This is a genomic window from Psychrobacter sp. SWN149 (genome assembly GCF_015864565.1).
Classification (GTDB): Bacteria; Pseudomonadota; Gammaproteobacteria; order Pseudomonadales; family Moraxellaceae; genus Psychrobacter.
This window is the reverse complement of record NZ_JADYWX010000002.1, coordinates 108983-131933: the sequence shown is the minus strand read 5'-3', so window position 1 is coordinate 131933 and position 22951 is coordinate 108983. Positions and strand designations below refer to the sequence as shown.

Annotated in this window: 20 protein-coding genes and 2 tRNA genes; 4 read left to right on the top strand and 18 right to left on the bottom strand. The window is 44.9% G+C overall.

Translation table 11 applies throughout. The annotated features are described in order from the left end of the window. Positions 1-51 precede the first annotated feature (51 nt). From I6E86_RS03340 to I6E86_RS03315, 6 genes are all read right to left on the bottom strand, one after another. Positions 52-1743 (bottom strand): ABC transporter permease, encoded by a 1692-nt coding sequence (locus I6E86_RS03340; protein WP_197175294.1) that lies wholly within the window; start codon positions 1741-1743, stop codon positions 52-54. Between the two features lie 191 nt (positions 1744-1934). After that, positions 1935-3059, bottom strand: a complete 1125-nt coding sequence (locus I6E86_RS03335) for an extracellular solute-binding protein (protein WP_194363244.1) — start codon at positions 3057-3059, stop codon at positions 1935-1937. Positions 3060-3305: 246 nt separating this feature from the next. Next, positions 3306-4028: a 16S rRNA (uracil(1498)-N(3))-methyltransferase gene (locus I6E86_RS03330; protein WP_197175292.1), complete on the bottom strand. Its 723-nt coding sequence runs from the start codon at positions 4026-4028 to the stop codon at positions 3306-3308. Further along, complete coding sequence (locus tag I6E86_RS03325) at positions 4025-5638, bottom strand: 3-deoxy-D-manno-octulosonic acid transferase (protein WP_197175290.1); 1614 nt, start codon at positions 5636-5638, stop codon at positions 4025-4027. Before I6E86_RS03325 ends, I6E86_RS03330 begins: the two co-directional genes overlap by 4 nt. A 205-nt stretch (positions 5639-5843) precedes the next feature. Further along, the gene (locus I6E86_RS03320) at positions 5844-7370 is read right to left on the bottom strand and encodes a tetratricopeptide repeat protein (protein ID WP_197175288.1); all 1527 of its coding nucleotides are present in this window, start codon (positions 7368-7370) and stop codon (positions 5844-5846) included. A gap of 104 nt (positions 7371-7474) precedes the next feature. Continuing rightward, complete coding sequence (locus I6E86_RS03315) at positions 7475-9112, bottom strand: cardiolipin synthase (protein WP_197175286.1); 1638 nt, start codon at positions 9110-9112, stop codon at positions 7475-7477. A gap of 311 nt (positions 9113-9423) precedes the next feature. Here I6E86_RS03315 and I6E86_RS03310 point away from each other — a divergent pair. Then, a tRNA-Val gene (locus I6E86_RS03310) sits at positions 9424-9499 on the top strand. A 50-nt stretch (positions 9500-9549) separates the two neighbouring features. Next, positions 9550-9626 (top strand) — tRNA-Asp (locus tag I6E86_RS03305). A gap of 156 nt (positions 9627-9782) precedes the next feature. Here the strand turns inward: I6E86_RS03305 and modB are convergent. From modB to surE, 12 genes are all read right to left on the bottom strand, one after another. Continuing rightward, positions 9783-10484 (bottom strand): molybdate ABC transporter permease subunit, encoded by a 702-nt coding sequence (gene modB, locus I6E86_RS03300; RefSeq protein WP_197175284.1) that lies wholly within the window; start codon positions 10482-10484, stop codon positions 9783-9785. A gap of 46 nt (positions 10485-10530) precedes the next feature. Then, entirely contained in the window at positions 10531-11388 is an 858-nt protein-coding gene (gene modA / locus I6E86_RS03295; RefSeq protein ID WP_197175282.1) for a molybdate ABC transporter substrate-binding protein, read from the bottom strand. Continuing rightward, complete coding sequence (locus I6E86_RS03290; RefSeq protein WP_197175280.1) at positions 11381-11872, bottom strand: molybdenum cofactor biosynthesis protein MoaE; 492 nt, start codon at positions 11870-11872, stop codon at positions 11381-11383. The genes modA and I6E86_RS03290 overlap by 8 nt, the downstream gene beginning before the upstream one ends. A 70-nt stretch (positions 11873-11942) precedes the next feature. Continuing rightward, positions 11943-12242 carry a MoaD/ThiS family protein gene (locus I6E86_RS03285; protein WP_227680517.1) on the bottom strand — a complete coding sequence of 100 codons (300 nt, stop codon included), beginning with the start codon at positions 12240-12242 and terminating at the stop codon, positions 11943-11945. Positions 12243-12319: 77 nt separating this feature from the next. Further along, complete coding sequence (gene moaC, locus I6E86_RS03280; protein WP_197175277.1) at positions 12320-12826, bottom strand: cyclic pyranopterin monophosphate synthase MoaC; 507 nt, start codon at positions 12824-12826, stop codon at positions 12320-12322. Positions 12827-12851: 25 nt separating this feature from the next. Continuing rightward, positions 12852-13574: a molybdenum cofactor guanylyltransferase gene (locus I6E86_RS03275; protein WP_227680516.1), complete on the bottom strand. Its 723-nt coding sequence runs from the start codon at positions 13572-13574 to the stop codon at positions 12852-12854. An 8-nt stretch (positions 13575-13582) separates the two neighbouring features. Further along, a complete protein-coding gene (gene moaB / locus I6E86_RS03270) occupies positions 13583-14113 on the bottom strand; it encodes a molybdenum cofactor biosynthesis protein B (protein ID WP_197175273.1) in 531 nt (176 codons plus the stop codon). A gap of 98 nt (positions 14114-14211) precedes the next feature. After that, positions 14212-15246 (bottom strand): GTP 3',8-cyclase MoaA, encoded by a 1035-nt coding sequence (gene moaA, locus I6E86_RS03265; RefSeq protein ID WP_197175271.1) that lies wholly within the window; start codon positions 15244-15246, stop codon positions 14212-14214. Between the two features lie 127 nt (positions 15247-15373). Beyond that, positions 15374-16669 carry a gephyrin-like molybdotransferase Glp gene (gene glp, locus I6E86_RS03260; RefSeq protein WP_197175269.1) on the bottom strand — a complete coding sequence of 432 codons (1296 nt, stop codon included), beginning with the start codon at positions 16667-16669 and terminating at the stop codon, positions 15374-15376. A 393-nt stretch (positions 16670-17062) separates the two neighbouring features. Further along, complete coding sequence (locus I6E86_RS03255) at positions 17063-18361, bottom strand: lytic murein transglycosylase (protein ID WP_197175267.1); 1299 nt, start codon at positions 18359-18361, stop codon at positions 17063-17065. A gap of 69 nt (positions 18362-18430) precedes the next feature. Next, entirely contained in the window at positions 18431-19219 is a 789-nt protein-coding gene (locus tag I6E86_RS03250) for a peptidoglycan DD-metalloendopeptidase family protein (protein ID WP_197175265.1), read from the bottom strand. 217 nt (positions 19220-19436) lie between these two features. Then, entirely contained in the window at positions 19437-20306 is an 870-nt protein-coding gene (gene surE, locus I6E86_RS03245; protein ID WP_197175263.1) for a 5'/3'-nucleotidase SurE, read from the bottom strand. A gap of 357 nt (positions 20307-20663) precedes the next feature. Between surE and I6E86_RS03240 the strand changes: the two genes are divergently transcribed. Then, a complete protein-coding gene (locus tag I6E86_RS03240) occupies positions 20664-21008 on the top strand; it encodes an MCR_0457 family protein (RefSeq protein ID WP_227680515.1) in 345 nt (114 codons plus the stop codon). 659 nt (positions 21009-21667) lie between these two features. After that, complete coding sequence (locus tag I6E86_RS03235) at positions 21668-22834, top strand: D-alanyl-D-alanine carboxypeptidase family protein (RefSeq protein ID WP_194362844.1); 1167 nt, start codon at positions 21668-21670, stop codon at positions 22832-22834. Positions 22835-22951: the final 117 nt, after the last annotated feature.

Sequence of the window (22951 nt, the reverse complement as noted above, 5' to 3'; positions counted from 1 at the left end):
AGACAGACGCGCTAATGATAGACAAACAAGCTAGATACTCAAAGGTTTTTTTTAGACATGCTTCTCACTTTGACGTAATAGTATCCAAACAGGGAGTAGACCAACCAGCACAATCAATAGGCTTGGCAATGCCGCTCGCCCCCACATGCCTTCACTGGTCATCTCAAATACTCGAACTGCCAGCGTGTCCCAGCCTTGACGTCTGGTCATTAAGGTAATCGGCATCTCTTTCATGACTTCAACAAAACCCATGAGCAATGCTGTTAAAACTCCAGGACTGAGCACAGGCAGCATCACATGACGCCAGCGCTGATAAGGGCTGTCACTGAGTAGCTTGGCTGCGGCTTCCTGATTGACTGTTAGTCGCTGTAGCTGACGATCCACTGGTTGAAAGCTGACGGTCATAAAACGTGTCGATAAGGCAAGTAACATGACGATGACACTGCCTGATAGTATCTGATGCGAGGTAAGACCGAACGCAATCATTTGATTGTCGATCCATGCAATAGGAATAAATATGCCTACAGCCAATACTGTCCCCGGCACCACATAACCTAAGTTGGCCAAAGTGGTCATCAGCTTGGTCGATTTATCAGGGTACTGCCGTTTAATCCACGCAATAATAATCGCCAAAAAGGCAATAAACAGCGTGGTCATACCAGCAATCATCAGACTATTGGTCACAAAATCAATATAACGGGCATCAAAATCTTGCCTGAAATTCAATGCTGTCCAATAAATCAGTTGTAAAAACGGTATCAAAAAAGCAATCGCAAAGATGAACGTACACAGTAGTGTCATGGCAACCTTGGCAGGTTTGCTGACCTCAAAACGCTGGTTGCTGCCTTGGGTGATAGAGCTGCCACGCTTGGCCTGCCAATACTGCTCAAATAATACCACAATAAAAACCACACCAATCAACAATGCGGCAAGCTGTGCGGCTGTGGTTAAACTAAAAAAGCCAAACCATGCCTTGTAGATAGCAGTAGTAAAAGTGTCAACATTGAATACCGATACCGCACCGAAATCAGCTAAGGTTTCCATACTGGCCAATAACAATCCGCCGATAATCCACGGCAGTGCCTGCGGTAATGCCAATCGAAAAAACACACGGCGGCGGCTTAAACCCAGCATCTGCCCTGCTTCAATCGCTCGCCTGCCTTGTGATAAGAACGCTTGACGCGCCAGCAGATAAACATAAGGATAAAAGGCAAGCGACAATACTAGCCCTGCGCCCCATACATTGCGTACGGAGGGAATCGCAGTATTGATGCCAAAATCACGTAACCCTGTCTGTAACGGCCCACTAAAATCAACAATACCGACAGTGACAAATGCCAGCACATAAGCTGGTATCGCGAGTGGCAGCATCAGCGCCCACGAAAAAAATCGCTGCCCAGGGAACCGGTACATACTGGTCACCCAAGCAAGTCCGGTGCCAACCGTGCCTGCAATAATGGTCACCATCGCCAATAAAATTGCCGTATTTTTGAGCACTTGTGGCAGTACATACTCTGCCATGTGCGTCCAGATATCAGCAACAGGCTGTGTCCACGATAGCAGCACGATTAAAATTGGCACCAGCATAAACAACGAAATCAGCCCTAAGACTGATTTTGAAAAGATACGTTTACGCACGGCATGGTCTTGACTGACTGTCTGATGCTTATTACTACGGGTAGTATTAATAGCAGCATCGACTGTATCGCTTTGATGTACAGACGCGTCTGGCGTTATGCTCATAAATTATTACCGTGTCATACGTATAGCAACCTTACGTCATACCAACCTCAAAAACACGATGAGCCATGTCGAACTTAGCCAGTCAACTTATCAACTTACTGTTCCAGTATCTAAGCTAATGTCTAGACTAGTATCTAAGCTCGCCTCTCAATTACTATCGTTTTTGAGATTGGTATTATTGGCAGTGACGCTTATTTATAACCTGCTTTGTCCATCAATTGAATCGCTTGGGTTTGCAATTCGCCAAACTTCTGCACACTGATGTCATCTTTGTTAAATGGGCCCCATGATCTGAGCATCTCTGACTCATCAATACCTTCTTTCACTGGGAACTCTTTGTCTGAGCTGGCATAGAGACCTTGTGCTTCATCAGATGACAACCATTCGATCAGCTTCAATGTGCCGTCTGGATTGTCTGACCCTGCGACCACACCAGCGCCCGAGATATTTACGTGCGTGCCAGTCGTTCCTTGGTTTGCCCAAAATATACTGACTGGGAAGTCTGGTTTTTCATCAAGCAAGCGACCATAGTAGTAGCTGTTGGCAATACCGACTTCACACTGACCAGCCGCGATCGCCTCTAGCATCGCCACGTCGTCACTGAACACGTCAGTGGCCAGATTATCGACCCAACCACGAACGATCTCTCCAGTTTTTTCTTCGCCCAAATGTTCCATCATACTGGCCACAAGTGACTGGTTGTAGACCTTTTTAGACGTACGTAGGCATAACTTACCTTTCCACTTTGGATCGGCCAAATCTGCGTACGTAGATAACTGGTCGGCACTGACTTTGCTTGGGTCATAAAAGATAGTACGGGCGCGCAATGACAAGCCTGTCCACTGACCTTTTGGATCGCGGTATTTTGCAGGCACGTTGGCCTCTAATATGGTAGAAGACACAGGCTGCAATAGACCCTGCTCTGCTGCTTGCCATAAGTTACCAGCATCAACGGTCAACAGCATATCGGCTGGCGTGTTTTGGCCTTCAGCTTTTAGACGTGCCATCAATGGACCAGTTTGGTCTGTGACTAGCTCAATCTTGACACCAGTCTGTTCGGTATAACGATCAAGTAATGGCTTAATCAATTGCTCATTACGTGATGAATAAATCGTTATGGTTTGACCATCTGCGCTAGTAGCACCATCATCAATAGCAGCTTGTTCAGTGCCAGCCGCTGTGGTGTCTGTCTCTGCGCTTTCTTCTGTGGTAGATGAATTGCTACAACCCGCCAAACCCAACATCATGCCAAATACGGCAACAGGTAAGATAAGCTTAGTAGACGTTAGCGTCGCGCTCATAGCGTTCAATGACATGGTTTTCCCCATAATGGTGCTATAAAAAAAAGGTAAGATAGATGGTGACACAAAACAGCTCCCAAAACACCAATGATCAGCGCTAGTAAGACCGTAACATATCAAAGCCACATACTAATGGAAATGAGATTAATTATCAATCCATTTATTTAACCCACAAATCGACGCATCATTTTGATTAATCAACGCTTTCTTTGGGCTGAGCCTTTGCCATTACTCAATAAGATTTGCTTTGGATACCTCAGTCTATAGTAGCCACTGTCCCAAGATAGCATTGACCGCTGCTTCTGTGCGTAGTATGCGAGGCCCTATGTGTACGGCATCACAGTGCTGTGCGGCTAGCAGCGCTATCTCATAATCAATCCACCCGCCTTCAGCACCGATACAGACCAAGCTGGGCAGTCCTAGTGACGGCTGCTGCTGCAAAAACTGCGAAAACGATTGCGAACTATAAGGGTGCGCGGCGATGGCGCTACCTTTTATCCAGCCTGCCAGCTTGTCCTCGACAAAGGGTTTAAAGCGTTTTTCTAACGTAATAGTAGGCGTAATGGTATCAATCCCTTGTTGCAATCCCTCTAACACAAACTCATCAAGACGCTCGAGCATAGGGCTTTGCCAATAGCTTTTTTGGGTTCGATAGCTGTTAATCAAAATAATATCCCGCACACCAAGCGCGGTCATATCCATGATTAAGCGACGCAGCACCTTAGGGCGCGGCAGTGCCAAGACCACCGTCAAATCCAGTTTGGCTGGTGGGCAGATGTCTAGCTTCACATTAATCAGCTGAATACACTCAGCCGTCATGCTATCGATGACAGCCGTACCCAGATTACCACCCAGTTGCCCAACTTTAAGTGTGTCACCAACCGCGGCTTTCAGTACTGTCTGCACATGATTGATCTGCATCACTGCAGTGATATGGGCAATACCTGATGAGATATTTTCAACTGGCAATAAGATACAGTTCATAGTCGCTCTTGGCTTAGGTGCCGCTCTTGGCTCAGATGTTGTTCTTGGCTTGGCTTCTGAGTCAAACGCTGCTCAATCGCATCTTCGATCATCGTGAACTGCCGAACCAATACAGCTTGCTGCTGCATGGTCATTTGCGCACCCGCCTGTCCTGCTTGAATCGACAATGGCAAATCACTCAGCCAGTTATGCAATTGCTGATAGAGGCGTGCATTATCATCAGCGGAGCGTTTGCGAGAACGTTTTTTATTCGGCTCTGGCTCATATTGCTCAGATGCCTGCTGATATGTACTACTTGGATTGTCTATCGTAATTGGACGATACCAGTCATTGTTTGGCTGATACAGCGCCCCGACCTCAGACAATGTATTCACCACGTTTTGACAAGACTGGGTATACGTTCCCATGACAACAGGTGTCGCGACACTCGCAGGCTCGACAGGGTTATGACCACCGACATCGACCAATGAGCCACCTACGAATGCCACGTTTGCCAGAGCGTACCACGTCATCATCTCACCCATACTGTCCGCCAGATAGACGTTTGTATCTGCACTGATAGCGTCTGTATCACTGCGCCTTGCCATGTTTAACCCTGTCTTTTCGATCAGCGTTGCAACTGCGTCAAAACGCTCAGGATGTCGCGGCACGATAATCAATAACGAATCTGCTAGCGCCGGGCTAGACAATATCTGCTGTTGCCATGACAGTGCTATCGCCTCCTCCCCATCATGAGTGCTTGCCGCTACCCATACTGGTCGAGATGCTGTACCAAACTCCTCTGCCAGCTTGGATTTTTGCAGTGCTACAGGCTTTTTCTTATCTGCCGTTTCTTCATCAGACTTGGGGGTATTAATCACCCATTTGAGCGAACCTGCCACACGGATTTGTGCGCTATGAGCACCCAGTTGCCTGAAGCGTTTGGCCGAGTCACTGTCTTGAGCAATTATCAGCGTCAAGTTTTTCATCATGCTGGCACTCACCGCACCAATCTTCTGATAACTTTGAAAAGAAGACAGCGACAGTCGCCCATTGACGAGTATGCTTGGGATACGGTGCTCGGACAATTTGGTCAGAATATTTGCCCATAGCTCCGTTTCTACGAACAAGGCAGCAATAGGCTGTACATGGGACAAGAACGTCTCAATCACTGCGGGACTATCAACTGGCACATAACTGTGACTCATCTGTCCTGTGGCAATCTCATTTGAAAAACGACTGGCACCACGGGCAAAACCGGTCTGCGTGGTATTGGTCAGCCATATCTGATAATCCTCAGCCAATAACACATCTAGCAAAGGCGCGACTGTATTGGTCTCACCCAAAGAGACGGCATGACACCAAATAACGCCTTTATGACTGCTGTTATGATGACCATTACCCTGTACCACTGGTCGCGGCGGATATTGCTTACCAAAACGCTGATCGATTTCTTGCTGATAATTATCGCGCTTATGAGATCGACGCCATACTTGCAGGCGATATAGTGGCTTTATTATGCTGATTAAGCCCTGATAATACAGCGGGGTATCGTGCACGGTTTGACCAGTCTCTAACGAAGGGTCGGTCAATTTTGAAGAAACATCAGATGGCACATGAGATGATGGCATGAAGCAGCCCAATTTAGTAATGGATCAAGCAATAAGAGAGTAAGTATAAAAACGCGCCAATTTTACCTGAATTTAACGCGTAACAATAATCTTTTAAAACGTTAATGAATCAAAATCATCGAACTAAGGTATATCATTAATTTAATAGCCCTATTTAAAATCGACAGTCATCTGAATGCATTAAATAAAATATGCCCTAAAACAATCAGAAAATAATTATGATCAATAATGCGACCACAATCACTGCAGCAAATAACCATAGATAACGCTTGGTACTGTGCTGCTCTTGCTTTCGTGTCGTCATGAGGGCCTCTGCTTGTTGCCACTGCTGCACCAAACTCGCCGCGGCTGTGTGACCATTGTCTGCCGCTTGCTCTAACCAATGTTTGCCATTGTCAATGTCTTGCGCCACCCCTATCCCTTGATAGTACATCTTACTGAGCAAACGCTGCGCACGACTGTCATTCTTGCTCGCTGCTTGTTTGACCAACGCTGTCCCTGACTCTATCGCAGCATGTTTATCTGTGACCAATCCTTCATTAAGCAGCTCATACATCGCAAGGCGCAGCATAGCCGCGGTATGCCCAGCTTCGGCAGATGACTGTAGTTTTTGCAGTGCTTGGGTTGTTGCCACTATATGTTTATCTGAAAATACAATCTGGTCACGTGGCTTATCTTGCTTGTCAATGTGCTGCTCAAACTGATCTAGCACTTTACAGGCTTGCTGATAGTTATCCTGCCCAGATGTTTGTGTTACCTCAATCTCGTCCAGTTCTATGAGTAGCTGCGCAAACATATCTAATATGGGCGACGGCTTCGTTAGTAGTGGCTCTATTGGCGACGACTTTATATTGATAGGAGGCGTATTATCAGTGACGGTGCGTTCTGGTTTTGGCTCTGCTTCGGACAATTCAGGCTGAACGAGGGTTTTTGCGTCCATAGCCGTTTGGATGGCCAGTACCTCATAGGCGTTAGCGGCAATCGAGGGACTTTCTACAGCAATAGATTCTCTGGACTTACTGATATCATGATTGCTCAGGGTCTGTTGTGTTGGCTGATGCATATGAGTCGATTGGCTGGTGCTTATATGCGTATTCAGGTGTACATCTGCATCATTACTTTCAGCAATATTCTGTGTAGCTACATTGGCAGATGTATCATTAGAGTGGCTGGATAGGTTTGGCAGTCTTTCAATCACTGCTCGATATAGGCCGCTCGCTACCTGAGCGCCTTGTAACGAATCAAACTGACGATCGATATGACCAAACAGGCGCAGACCGATGGGTTCTAACGCGAAAAACAATGATTTTGCCGCGGTATCATGATGACTATCACCATAGACCACTGCCATATGCTGATAAAAATCATCGTTAGTCAATGATAAATCAGGATAGCGTTTACGCAGCTCAAACTGACCGTACCACTGCGGCTCATTCTGCCATTGAGATGCCAACACACGGCCCGCATAAATACCCAAAAACACGATAAAGTTACGATAATACTCATCAGCCAGCAGTGTCACCTCGTCCCATAGCGCTCCTCTGATCAGATCACGGCGTACCTGAGACAACAATGTGTCTACACGCTGCAAGCTCTCAAGCGACTCGTCCAATACACAAGCACGTAGCTCTTTTTCATACGCGATACCGCCTGCTATGGCGCGCCCAGCTAAAAAATCTTGCCAGTAGCCTGCTGCAATATAATCAAGGGGTGTTAAGGGCGATGCAGACATAAATGGGCCTGTCCTTTTTGCAAATGAGTTGACCATAAAAGCGATGCGTCCATCACGATAATAGAGCACTGCTGACCAATTACCTTAACTCAAAATCTCAGGCGCTACAATAAAGGACTGAACAATCGCACGACATTATCGAACAATCGTTTTGACCCAGGGCGCTGCTGCCAATTCTCTAAACTCAAGATACGGCAGTTTTGTAAGTAGATGTCTTGGCAATAGGCCACTTGAGCGACCATCTCTGGTGTATAAATAGCCAAACTGACCTCCATATTTAAATAAAAGCTACGCATATCGATGTTGACCGTGCCAAACAGACAATAATCATCATCGATGACCACGGTTTTGGCATGCAACAAACCGCCTTTGAACAGGGCAATGGTGACGCCAGCGTCTAACAGCTCTTGATAGTAAGCCTGTGAGGCATGCTGCACCAGAAATGAATCCACTTTTTCAGGCACAATCAACGTTACTTCCACCCCGCGCTTAGCCGCTATCATTAGCGCCCCTGATAGCGATTCATCAGGGACAAAATAAGGCGTGGTAATACGAATGCGTTTATTGGCACGATGAATCACCGTCACCAGCGTGTTGTAAATGACATGAGCGGTCAGTTGCGGTGCCGAAGGAATCAGCTGCGCGAGAACCTTATTCACGACTGGCATGGTCGGTATCACAATCGAGGTCGCGCCGATATCTGGCTGATCGTGATGCTCCATATCATCGCTCAGCACTTTTACTCGGCTGTTCAAATCATTAATGGTGGGGTTCATCACATACAGTTTACGGGTGTAATTGTTGACGCGCAGATGCAGCTCAGCCAGATTGTCATTATTTTCAGCACCGATATCAGTAACTATCACCTTAGCCATCGCGGTGTTGATACTAATAGGATGCTGACTGGTCGTTCTTATTGCAACATCAATCCATTGACCGACATTTTTATTTTGTTTAAAAAACCTCGGATCAACCAGATTAAAGCTACCGATGTAGCCAATGTGTTCATCAATGACCACCATTTTTCGATGATTGCGCAAATCAGAACGTTTAAACAAGGTTTTAAACAGTCCTACTGGCAACGACTGATGAACAAACACGCCTGCCTTTTCTAAGGTATGGTATGCCTTACTATTAATGAAACTGAGACTGCCCACGCTATCGGCTAATATGTGACACTCGACCCCGCGCTGCGCGGCCACAGCCAATGCTTCTATCACCTCCCATACCTGACCTTTGGGATATACGATATAAAACTCCATCAACACAATGCTCTGAGCTGCATGAATATCATCAATCAAATGCTGAAAAATCGAAGCAGGCGTCGTCAATAGCTGCATTTGATGATTGGGAAATACACCAAACCCTGTCCAGCGTGTTCCTATGTGACTAACACCTCGATAATGAGTGGCCAATAGCTCTTGCCCTTTATCAAAAACCAAATGCTCACGCCGTGCCATGTCATTCATCATGGTGCTTACTTGATCTACGCGATCGCGGTAGCGGCGCCCAATCATAGGCTCGCCCAGCAGTATATAAGCGACAAACCCAAACACAGGAACGGTATAGAGCACCGCAATCCAAGCTATCGACACGCCAATATTACGCTGCACCGAAACAATGCGCAGCGTCATTACTATCATCAGTATAATATGCAGTCCTAAACCCAGACCAGCAAGGTCTCCCCATGACCAGTTGGTAAAGGTCTGTCTAATAGTAAAAGTATTTATATTGGCCTCCATCAGCCCTATCAACGAACAAAGTATGCATAGTATAGTAGCTTTTCACTATCAAACAACAGATAACAATAATTAGCAGATTCTTGGCAACACCTTGTCATTATTGACTTAACAGATTAATATTGAAGATATCAAAAAGGAATTTCTAATTATTTTAGAAAAAACTTAAAATAGTGTTTGACAGCCATCTGTAAATCTATATAATACACACCCACAGCAAGGGGACTTAAACAGCTTCTTACTGAATAAAATACTTAACTAAAGGGTGACAGCTTTAGAGACAGTAAAAAATAAATTATATATAATTTATTTTAGGGTGATTAGCTCAGTTGGTAGAGCGTCTGCCTTACACGCAGAATGTCGGCGGTTCGAATCCGTCATCACCCACCACTCTTTTAGCAAAGTGGACCTTTTATAAAGGTAAAATGCTAAAGCGACTAGCAGCGGTAGTTCAGTTGGTTAGAATACCGGCCTGTCACGCCGGGGGTCGCGGGTTCGAGTCCCGTCCGCTGCGCCATATTTAAAACTTAGTTTTAATACAAAAGTTTCAACCTCAAGTATTATTTTACTTGAGGTTTTTTTGTGCCTATAGATTTTGTCTAGTATTTATCTGCATACATCATCTTTATATATAGACTTTACAATACACCTCAAAAAGAGACTTTAACGCATACTATGTGCGCTGGTTCAGTCGGCTCACACTGGCAATCAACGCTACCATGATCACACCTATAATAACCAAGATTCCAGACATCATGTGTGCGGCTTCGTAGTTGAGCGCTTCTACTTGCTCATATATCGCAATCGATACCACCTTAGTCTCACCAGAGATGCTCCCCCCTATCATCAGCACGACACCAAACTCACCAATCGTATGGGCAAAGCTCACCAAAGCACCAAGGATGATACCTACCCGAGCTTGCGGCAAGGCCACGCTCATAAAACGTCTGATACGATTGGGTTCTAATAACTGAGACACTTCTACGACGCTTTGCGGAATACGCAAAAACTGGGCATATACAGGCTGTATATAAAAAGGCAGTGAGTAAATGATAGAGCCAATCACCAGCCCTTCAAAGGTAAATATCAATGGGCTGATATTATGCTCGCTTAGCCATTTACCGATACCCATACTAGGGCTAAGCAGCAATAAGAGATAAAAACCAATAACGGTAGGTGGTAGCACAAGAGGCATAGCAATGATGCCCATAAGTACGATTTTGAGCCGTCCGATGGATCGTCTACGACTTGGCTTAGCCAGCCAATAGGCTATAGGCGTAGCAAATAATAGTAAGCATAAGGTAGTGACACTAGCAAGCTTAATACTGACCCAAAGTGGGCTGAGCATATCTGACATGAGCGATGGGTCTATCATATAATGTCACGGCTCGTTCTATGGGTATAAGAGGCAATCTAGCAAATTACTCAATGGACAGATAGCCAGCTTGTAAGAAATGCTGTTGCCCTGCTGTTGAGCGTAAATAGTCAGTGAAATCTACGGCCATGTCTGAGTCACTGATCACGATACCATCTTGCAAAATGGCAGGATAAGTGTCTGGCTTTAACGTCATAAACTGCTCAGGCTTGGCTTTAATCGCGATGAGCTGAGACTGCGCCACAAATCCATAATCCACGCTACCAGTATGCGCATATTGAAAGGCTTGACCGATATTTTCTGACTGTATCAAGCGCTTTTCGGCATTTAATTTATCATATATCTTTTGTGACTGCAGATATGCTTTTGCAGACGCGCCATAAGGGGCAAGCTCAGGATTAGCGATGGTGATTTTAGCGTTTGCATCATTCGTAAAGACATCAGCCAGTGATTCTATATTGAGCTCACTCAATAATTTAGTGACACTATATAGCGCCAATTGACCTTGCGCATAGCTAAACGGAGGGTGTGTGATATTATTTAAATGACTACCCTCTTTCTCTTTTGCAAGCTTGGCAGGAAATTCTTGATTGGCTGATAAAAATATATCATAAGGCGCACCAGCAATTATTTGGGCGTATAGCTTACCTGATGAGCTATAAGTCACATCAATATCAGATTCAGTTAAATGGTTATCTGCTTGATAAGCATCAATAATACTAGGCAGTACATCAGACAAATTGGCTGCAGCAGCGATACGTAGCGTATGCTCAGATGAGTGGGTAGCAGACTCTATATCAATATCTTTGTCTTGTGTACAAGCGCTTAGTGTCAATAATAGACAAGCGGAGGCACAGACAGTAGCTAATGGCTTAACCAATAACTTAACCGCTAACTTACCCATTATTGCTCAACCATTTAGATGAGTCATCCTCGTAATACTCTTGTTTCCACACAGGAATATCTGACTTTACCGTGTCTAGTATCCAGCGGCATGCATCAAAAGCGGGATAACGATGGGCAGAAACCACGCCTACCCATATGGCCACATCGCCCACTTCTAGAGCGCCAATACGATGTATCGCAATAGCATGTGTAATCTCAAAACGTTTTTTGGCTTCTTCTATGATCGCGCGTCCCTGATTGATCGCCAAATCTTCATAACCATAATAAGTCAAACGGTCAACACTAGTGGCATTATTATGATTGCGTACTCGACCTTCAAAGCATACAAACGCGCCGCAGCTATCGTCATCAAGCGTTTTTTTGAGCCGGTCTTCATCAATCGCTACATCTAATAAAGCAAAACCATCACGCTCAGCGACTGCATATACTTCATTCACACTACGCTTGATCGTCATCGAATGGCTATGAACATTATCTGTCATGTATTTTCTCTGTTTATTCTACTGTCTGTTAAATACTTATGAACGCCTATACATCTATCTATCCATTTATTTAGCCACCAGCGACTGGCGTGATAAACACCACACTATCGCCATCAGAAATAGGGTCTGTCCACTTAGCGAAATAATCATTCACCGCCACTCGCAGCTCTGATTGTGGACGACTGAAGCGATGTGTTTGACTCAACTGTGTATATAAATCAATAAGCGACATTGATGAGTCAATGCTCACTTTTTCCTCATGACAGCCCGCTTCATCAGCTAGACTGGCGAAGTACAGAATGTTAATAGTCATCAAGGATTCAGTGTTTTTTTCTACGTCAACATTATCCATAACATCAGTAGTACTCATAAAACCTTCCATTTATTACAAGCTATCGAGCTTCATATTTATTATACGGCTAAATGTTCAAACAAAATCTGATGATGCTATTTATGCTGATAATCGGATTTACCACCTGTCTTCTTAATCAGACGAACACCATCAATAACAATATCATGTGACAGTGCTTTGGTCATGTCATAAATGGTCAAACAAGCCACACTGACTGCGGTTAGCGCTTCCATCTCAACCCCTGTTTTGTGGGTGACTTTGACCGTCGCGCTCACACTAATACTGTGGCTGGCATCGTCATACTCAAAGCTCAAGCCGATCTTATCTAACGGTAATGGATGACACAGTGGAATGAGGTCATGCGTACGCTTGGCCGCCATGATACCTGCGATATGTGCCGTTTGCGTGATACTGCCCTTTTTAGTCATACCATCAGCGGCTTTAATTTGGGTATAAATCTCGCTTGGGAAACGCACTTGTCCAACAGCATGAGCCTCACGTGTCGTGGCGGTCTTGCCACTGACATCAACCATAGTGATATCACCGTCACTGTCTAAATGAGACAAGGTAGATTGGCTGTTTTCTTGGCTACTGATATTCATTTATTATTTCTCTCGATAGACTTTTTTATAAATTATTTAAAGCCGTACATGCCTGTGCAAAATCTTCAGGCGTATTAAAATTGGTCAAGTGCTGCCAGCTATCTGCAAAGGGTATGGACTGCAGCATAGGCTTGATAAATGGCATTACTCGGCGCTGACCACTATCAATATAGGCTTTTAAGTCAGGCTCAATACTCAACTGATAAAGTCCTAATAGTGGGTACAAGTGACTGTCATCTGTTAAGCAAATGACATTTTTATCAGCGGCTTGAGCACTCGCCCGTTGCAGTTCGTGCCACAAGTCAGTTGCCGGTATCAAACTATCGCAACTAATGACCATTAGCCATGATGGCTCGCTGTTATTTATAGTCGCTGAATCAGCCGCTGAACCATTTAACTTCATCAATGTTTGCATGGCAGACTCAATAGCGGCCAATGCACCAGCCGTATCAATCTGTTCATCACTCTCATTAGAAGTATAATCAGGGATATGAGAAACAGCCGAATGCGGTCGGCTTCGCATTAAATCTGCATCAATATCAAACCCGCGACCATTGTCTGCAATCATAATAGGCAGATTGGTATCAGCCGTATTTAGCTCAAGCGCATGACGGACATGATAGTCGAGCAGGCGTTCCCCTGTCGGCAGAATGAGCTCCGCTTTAGGCGTACCCATACGTTTAGAGGCACCGCCCGCCAAAATAACAATGCCTGCCAAGCCATCTAAATGATTTGCAGTAGTCGTCATTGATAACATCAGTCGTGACTTGGGTTCTGTGCCAAGAAGTGTGGCACAAAATTGCATGGACGCGTACGGCTATCAAACTGGTCTTTTAAGATATTTTCCCAACCAGTACGGCACGCACCTGATGAGCCAGGTAAGCAAAATATACCTGTACCATTTGCCATGCCAGCCACTGCCCGTGACTGTACTGTTGACATACCAATCTCATCTTTTGAGATGAGACGGAACATTTCACCAAAGCCATCGATAGACTTATCGAACAGTACATTTACCGCCTCTGGCATACTGTCTCTAATGAAAAAACCTGTGCCGCCAGTCGTGACCACTGCATGGACTTTCGGGTCTGCAATCCAACCACTAATTACCGCTCTAATCTGATAAATATCGTCAGTGATAAGTTGACGGTCTGCCAGATGGTGGCCTGCTGCTTCTAGACTGTCGGCTAAATACTGCCCCGAGGTGTCTTGTGCTAGCGTACGGCTGTCCGATACGGTCAATACAGCTATATTAAGTGGGATAAACTCTGCAGCAGGTTTACTCATAAGAAGTCCTTTATACATATGATTTTATAGTATGTTCAAAAATGTCGTTGGCACTCTAGCTATTCAATGTCGTGTGCCATGCTTAATGGTTATACACCTTAACCACCAATTATTGATAGATTGTGCATGATGCCACTGTTAGAGTCGTGCAGATGATGGTGCTCAGGCTTGATCGGCATAAAGTCATGTAAGGTATTTACCAGTCCTTGCACATCATTTTGTTGCAGATACGGACGAATATCATAATTACCTTGATCGAACAAACATAAATGCACTTTACCCTGACTACTGACTCGCAAGCGGTTACAGGTATCACAGAAATGTGCGGCATAAGGCGCGATCATACCGATACGGCCTACATAGTCAGGATGACTGTACTCTACCGCTGGGCCATCGCTACTCCCACGCTCATGTGGTTGCCAGCCGTGCTCCAATAGATAGTCCGTGATGATATCAGACTGCGCATGCTGGGCAAAAAACAAGTCGCTATTGTCACTGGTTTGCATAAACTCGATAAAACGATAGGTGACTTTTCTTTGTTTTACATAGTCGATAGCATCCATGAGGTTTTCAAAGGCTGTCTCTGCCATCAAAACACCGTTTATTTTGAGTTTAATATCCGTTGTTTCTAGTAGCGTATCCATATCGATGAGCAGCTGCGGCAAACTATTGAAGCCCGTCATCTTATGAAAGGTCTCGGCATCAAAGCTATCCATACTGATATTAAGCTGATCCAGTCCTGCAGCTTGCCAACTGGCTAAATGCTTGCCGAGCTTATAACCATTACTGGTCATCGCCACTGTCTCAATGCCATCAGTTTGCTTAATCGTTTTTATAATCTCAACAACATCACGGCGAATAGAAGGCTCACCCCCAGTAATTCTGACTTTTTTAGTCCCTACTTGGGCAAAGCCGCGTATCAAGGTGGCAATCTCAGGCACACTCAATTCGTCATCAGGGCGTTTGCCTTGATAGCCATTTGGTAGGCAGTATTCACAGCTAAAATTACAAAAATCAGTGATAGATAGACGCAGATAAGTCAGACGACGTGAAAACCCATCCGTCAGGGATTCATAGTTTTCCAGTGGCGAGTACTGTTGAGCACTGCCTATGTTGCCGTTATTATCACTCATATTTTACTACCGTCAGTCTTGCTTACTATCTATAAGCATTACTTTATTATTTGCGTTTGGCATACTGTTATAGAAATTATTATCAGTGGTTTAATACTCATCTTATAGTAAGTTAACACATAGAAAATTAATTATATAACCAAGGAAAAGGCTGCACCGTGACCGTACTATTTGCGGAGACATTGCCGCTGTCTTTATCGAGTACAATAAAACAATTGGCACGGCTAAGCTGCTTTATTCTATGCGACTGCTGACTGGTGAAGCTCTCGACTTCATAACTGCCTACTGCATCCTGTGACAGCACACCGCGCTGAAAGTCTTTACGACCTGCTGACTTTCTGATGTCATTAGTGAGCGTGGCTTGAATACTCAACTGCATAGGCTGCTCTAAAACGTCCGCGCCTGACATCTGCCACAGCGCTGGTATCACAAACTGTAGCGCGCCAACGACTGTAGATAGCGGATTACCTGGTAGACCAAAATATAATACTGGCTTATCGAGATTTTTGTTCAATTCACCAAACACAAAAGGCTTGCCTGGTTTCATCGCCACTTTATAGTGATTGATTTGACCTAACTGCTCAATCACAGTGGTCAAAAAGTCATAATCACCAACAGATACGCCCGCGGTCGAGATAATGACATCACAGTCTTGCATGGCATCATGAACAGCAGCGGTCGTCTGCTCTAAGTTATCAGGAACAATGCCATAATCACGAATGGTAATAGGTAAGTCTGATAAGAGGCTTTTGAGCGTTGGGGTATTGGAGTTATATATTTGCGCTAGGCTGGTCAGCTCATTGCCAATCGCCACAAGCTCATCGCCAGTGGCTAGAACGCCTACCGTCAGCGGCTCAAATATACGGATTTGGCTGATACCTAAATTTGCTAGCAAGCTGATATCGGCAGGGTTAATACGCTTGCCTATTTTCAACACCGCCTCACCCGATTCAATTTCTTCGCCTTGCGAGCGGATATTGTTATCAACTTTAGCCGTTTGCGTCAGCGTTATGGGATAAGGGCGCGACTTGTCTACAGTAGCCTTGATATCTGCAAAATTGGTGTTCTCTTGCATAATGACCGTATCACAGCTGTCTGGCACTACTGCACCCGTAAAGATACGGACACCTTGCCCTGCTATAAGCTCACCTACATAAGCGCAGCCAGCCTGAGACTCTCCGATAATGTCGATAGCGCTGTCCATTGATAGCTCGCTACCTTTAGCTATCGCATAGCCATCCATCGCAGATAGATTCTGTCTGGGCACGTCAAATGTCGAGGTGATGTCTTGCGCCAAAATATGGTTGCGACTGTCTAATAATTCACGCGTCTGCAGCTCTCTTTTTTGTAGTGGAAAGTCGGTATCGTTGTAGTTATTTATACGCTGCTTTATCGCCGCTTGTAGTTCTTCCATGGTAATCATATCGCACACTCTTTGGGTCGTTCTATTTATTATTTGAAAACTGTTATCTAAAAACTGCTGTTAAAAAACGTGGTTTAAAAAATCCATTTTCTAGGGTCTGTCCTCATTTTAAAAATGGTAATAAAAATGAGGACACGCCCTAGAGTCTAGCACTCACAGTCGTAACTTTCTTGTACGAACCTTGTCCTGATAAGTTTTGACAAAAGTGCAGTAGATTCAGCTTGAGTGCTCCCTACTCATCGTCTCAATAGATAACAGCAAAACCACCCATAGACTGAGGCAAAAAAAGCACCTTGGCAAGGTGCTTTTTGTAGAACAAAGTAACATAATCATGAAATATCAGCGGTCAAAAACAGCGGCGCTTACATCACGTATTAACAGCAATAGCTTCTCTCACCATGAGGCCAATGAAGAAGCACTGCTTTGAGTGATAAAGCCATCTGGCGTCTGATTATTGTCTCCCTGCCAGCGTTGAAATGCCATGCGAGTATTGGTACCGACGATACCATCAGCGCCTTTGGTATCATAACCCATACTGGTCAAACGACGTTGCAAATTGGCAACTTGTGTGGTCGATAATGGACGCTCATAACGAGGCCATGACTTTCTTAGGCCACTTTGTCCATCAATGGTCTTGCCAAGCAGACTCACGCCTAACGCATAGCTCGATGAATTATTATAAACCTTGATGACATCAAAGTTTGGACTGAGCAGTAGTACCGGACCGTCTTTACCAGCTGGCAGCCATAACTCCATTTGCGTATTGGCATCTAGATACACATCGTCTATGGTATCAACGCCCATCGCAGCCCATCTAGCCGCTGGCTGCTTGCTACCCACTGTCGAATAGTCAAACGAGGCAGGTACGGTCGCCTCATAAAAAGGCGCAAGACCACGAACCCACCCTGAGTTACTCAGGTAATTGGCCGTAGAGGCGAGTGCATCACCTGTTGCCCAAGGATTACGATGTCCGTTACCATCACCATCAACGCCTTGTTTGAGCCATGTCTCAGGGATAAACTGTGTCTCTCCCATACCGCCTGCCCAAGACCCCTCAAGCTGTGACCATGACACATCACCGCGTTGTAGCAGGGTTGCAAGTGCCAATAGCTGAGCTTCAGCGAACTCTTGACGACGACCATCATAGGCGAGACTGGCAAGCGAACTTGGCAGATCGCTATTGCCCGTTACCACGCCATAGGATGACTCCATGCCCCAAATAGCGGCAATGGTTTCTGCGTCGACGCCGTATTGCGACTCTAGCTGAGACAAAAATGCACGCTGCTCTGCAAACTTACGCTTACCTGTGCTCACTCTCCCACTCGATACAGCAGAATCAACATATTCCCATGGCATCTTAGAAAACTCAGGCTGTCCTGAATCTAGCGAGATAACCTGCTGATTCAGATAGGCTGAATCAAGCAATCGGCGAATGATTTGAGCATCATAACCTGATGAGATCGCACGCATAGAAAAGTCAGACTTCCAATCAGAAAAACTGTTATAGCTTGGCTTGGGCGCTGGTTGCGGCTTCACAACTGGCGCTGGCGTTGGTTTGACCTGAATGGTTTGGGTTTGAGTAATCTCGACGCTGCCTTGACGCACAGGCTTACTCTGCATCGCCTGCTGGCTTGTACACCCAACCATGACTAATGCTGGCATAAAGGTAAGGTATTGTTTTTTAAATTTCATAAAAAGTCTCAAACATGAGTAAATAAAATGGCTTAAGGTCGCCAAGCCATCAGCGACCCTACCTCAACATTAACGCCCAAGTACCGCACGTGGGTCAATCGGATTGCCATTTAAGCGAACTTGAAACTCTAGGCCCACTTGATTGGTCTGGCCGCTGCTTCCCATATTAGCAATACGCTGGCCACGCTGTACCGCGTCGCCCTCTTTGACCAGTAGCTGACTGTTGTGCGCGTAGGCTGTGATGTAGTTATCACTGTGGCGAATCATGATTAAATTGCCGTATTCTGTTAGACCATTGCCTGAATAAAGCACCGTTCCTGATTGGCTGGCCAGTACTGGGTCACCCATGTTTCCAGCAAACCATATGCCCATATTGCCAGCAGCGGCATCGAAGTTACGAGTCACTTGGTTGCTACTAGGATACTCATAACCTGAGGTGGCATTGGCCGTCACTTCATATACTGGCGCTGGCGTCTGTGTCACAGGCGGTGTATAAGTCGTTTGCGACTGTACTGGTGCACTGTAGCTGTTATTATTTGAGGCTGGTGCAGCGTTGCCTTGCCATAGTTTGAGCCATTGACCACTATAGATCGTATACTTACTATCTAGGCCATTCATCGCACCGATTTGGCGATAGTTAAGACGATAACGTGCCGCAATCTGACTGACCGTATCGCCGCGCTGAACACGGTGGTAGTTAGGAACGCCTTGCGCGTTGGTAATGATTTTAGGACCTGCTTGGTTGGCTGATTGATAAGTTGGTTTGGTTGCACAGCCAACCACTGTCAACGTCGCCACTGCCATAGTGCCGATCAACGCCGCTTTTGCAAAACGTGATCCAGTCATGATGTTTTTCATACAAGGTTCCTATTCTTTGTGTCGCTTATCTATTGTGGTATTACTAAGATGTTTCTTACATTCAATCAATGCTCATTTAAAAGCTTTTTGACATATTCAATGCGCGATATCTCCATGATGCTTTACAGTCTGGTCGAGCTGATTGATAAATCATACAGTAAAAACCGTATTTTTCATTGGCATCGTTCATATTTTTGTTGATTGTCTCGTGCTGAGTCTACCACTCTAGCTCTGAGAGCTTGGACAATGCGCCGGCTGGGGTATGATGCAGACGCACTGGAGAGAGACTGATATAACCCAGGGCCACTGCCTGAACATCCGTCATCTTTTGCGCTGATAACAAACATTCATGTGCGAGCAGCCCTTTATTTTCTCCAGATACTTCATCTGCTCCAGACGCGCCAGCTAGCCCCTGTAGTGGAGCGTCACTTTTGCCTTTACGCAGAGACAGCCAGTATGCATCGCGTCCACGCGGGTCAATCATATGACGGACAGGCTGTGCGATCTGCTTATGCCCCAATGAGGTGATTTTTTGACCCTTGATATCACTGCTACTGTTCACATCAGGAATATTAACGTTTAATACATGATAGGGCAAATTTTTGATAATATTCAATATTGGCGTATTGCTCAATAGTTTAACGATCTCATTTGCCGCTATTTGATAATCACTCGCTGACTCCTGCCCACCGCTTTTGACACCGCCACCAACTAACGAGGTGGCAATAGCAGGTATGCCAAAGAGCTGCGCGGTTAATGCCGCACCAAAAGTACCCGAAAACATCACATCCTGACCCAAGTTAGCCCCTGAGTTGATACCAGTAATCACACAATCAAAGTGCGTGTCACGATACAGCTCATGCAGCGCCAAATGCACACAATCGGCTGGCGAACCATTCACCGCTATAAAACCAGAGGGCAATTGATGCGTGTGCAAGGGCCTGGCGACACTTAGCGCACTGGCATAGCCACTTTGCTCATCATTTGGGGCCACGACCACAACCTCTCCGATGGCAGATAGCGCCTGCGACAGTGCCATCAACCCTGGTGCATACACGCCATCGTCATTGCTAATTAAGAATTTCATGTTGGCTCAATATGTTATATCAGATGAACATTTTATTGTTATGGTACTGATGCTAGGGCATCAGATTACAATAAGCAACCGCGAAGCACAATACAAACCGATGCGCTAATACTGGCGTAACTTCCTTAGTATATGCTACTGATATGTTTCTAAAAAATGCTCTTGGCTCACAAGATATCTACACATAAATCAATATTTTATGTGACTTTTGTTTTTTTACCCATTAACATATGACCATCAAATAATGATAAGCGAGTGTCATCCTGAATGAAGAATCAATCGATATTATCTATAGCTTCTGTGATAGCAAATACTGCCTCGAAAATTGGGATTGCAGGACTGATAACGTCTGTTGCCATGTTGGCTCAAGCATCTCATGCTGCAAATAATCCTGCGACCACTATTCCGCTGGATATGTCTGGTATCAATATCACCAAACATGAAATTGCCGTCATGCAGGTACTATCAGAGATATGCCCACCGATGCTTAATGGTAAGCAAAAACAGCGGTTTTATAAGTCGTACACGGTACAACTGCATGAGCTAATGCCTTCTTTAGAAGACCCTAAAGCGGCTATTCAATATCTGTCTACACAGCAAGACTACCGTCAGATATTACAAGGTATTCGTAGCTGGACCATGGGCTTTTCAAAGCAAGACAATAAGGCATTATGTGAAGACTTGGCGAACGCTGATTACTAGTAACCTTTTTTGAATAGTAATGCGTCCTGAGTGACCTCTATATTTGTGGTTTCGCTCATTAAAATGTTTTAGTTCTATTTTTTACTATTATCTCTGACCTGTGCCCTTTTTTTCTTGGTTGATTGTTTTGTCAACGCCATGACTGTAGTCGCAAGAGTATGACCCATCAGCGCATTTGTCGGAATTTTTAGCTGGATACAGGTTGTCCAAATCAATGATAATAAACAAACAATCGTATTGGCTAGAGCGGTTGAATAAGTGTCAATCGGGATAATGAGAGTCGATTGTTATTTTGATTGATGTAAGAGAAAAGCTTGCTGTAATTCTGTTGGTCATTGACGAACATTACAGCAGGCTTTTTTTTGTGTATAGTATTCGTTCTTATCAGAGCTCATATATTTAGATGAGAGCAAACACTTGATAGATCGTCACTTTTCTTTTTTATCCTGCCTTATTTTTGCATTTATCGATTCCCCATCGGTTGGCATTTTGCTAAGATAAGGCGTTAATTTTATGTCTATCGTACAGTCGTCCCTGTTTTCATTAATACATTATTTTAGACATGATGTTTAAGACATGCTGCTTAAAATAATGTATGAAGGTTGGTATTGAGCACAAGCGATAGATACATTTGGTTCCATGATGCGGTGTAATGATATATGACAGTAAAGCGTGTAAAAAATCAGCTAGTACAGCTGGTAGTTGGTGTAAGTATCTCGATGAGTGCAGTGATGGCAAACGCAGCCATACAGCCACCTGAGATGGATAATACCGCCTATGTATTGATGGACTATAATACTGGTGAGATTTTGGCACAGAAAAACGCCAACGAGTCGCTACCGCCAGCGTCTCTAACCAAAATGATGACCAGTTATATCATTGAGCAGCGCCTAGCATCAGGTGATCTCAAAGAAGATGAGCAAGTACTGATGAGTGCCAATGCTTGGTGCCGTGGCAGTAGCAGCCAGTCTTGTATGTATGTACCAGTGAATAAAACTGCCAGCGTGATTGATATGTTACGCGGTATTATCATTCAATCAGGTAATGACGCGTCAAAAGCGATGGCTGAGCATATCGCTGGTAGCGAAGCCTCATTTGCTATCTTGATGAATGAACAAGCAGAAAAGATTGGCATGGAGAACTCTCATTTTGTCAATGCGACTGGCATGCCTGATGAAGGTCATTTGGCTTCTGCTTTGGATTTGGCCAAACTGGCACGCTCTATTATCAAAAATAGCGGCGACTACTACAGTATCTATTCAGAAAAAGAGTTTACCTATAACGGTATTACTCAAGGTAACCGTAACGCCTTGCTCATTACTGATCCAACCGTCGATGGCCTAAAAACTGGCCATACCGATGCGGCAGGTTATTGCTTGGTTGCCTCTAGTAATCGCGAAGGTATGCGCCTAATTTCTGTGATCATGGGTACCAAGAGTCAGCAAGCACGCGCTGATCAATCACGTGAATTATTGAACTGGGGCTTTGGCCACTTCACTACCGTTACTAAAGCACCTGCTGGACAATTCGTTAGCAAAATTCCAGTATGGTTCGGGGAAGCGGATGAGGTTGAGCTGGCTATTGGTGACAATTTACAGATTCTAACCAGCAAAACGCAAAAGAATAAAATCACGACAGTAGTTGATATTCCTGAAAGCTTAGAAGCACCCATCAAAAAAGGCCAAGAAATTGGCAAAATGATGGCCGTTATCGACGGTAAAGCAGTCGCCTCTGTTCCTATCGTGGCAACTAGCGACGTTGAAGAGTCTGGCTTTATGAGCCGTACTTGGCAACGCGTCGTACGCTGGGCAAAAAACCTTTTCTAAAAGGTCATTTATCTGTCCATGATGCTTATCATAAAGCCAAAAAGACGCCTCATTTGAGGCGTCTTTTTTATTGATAATCAAGCATTAAACAGCGTCTAAGATAAGAGTCCCTATAAA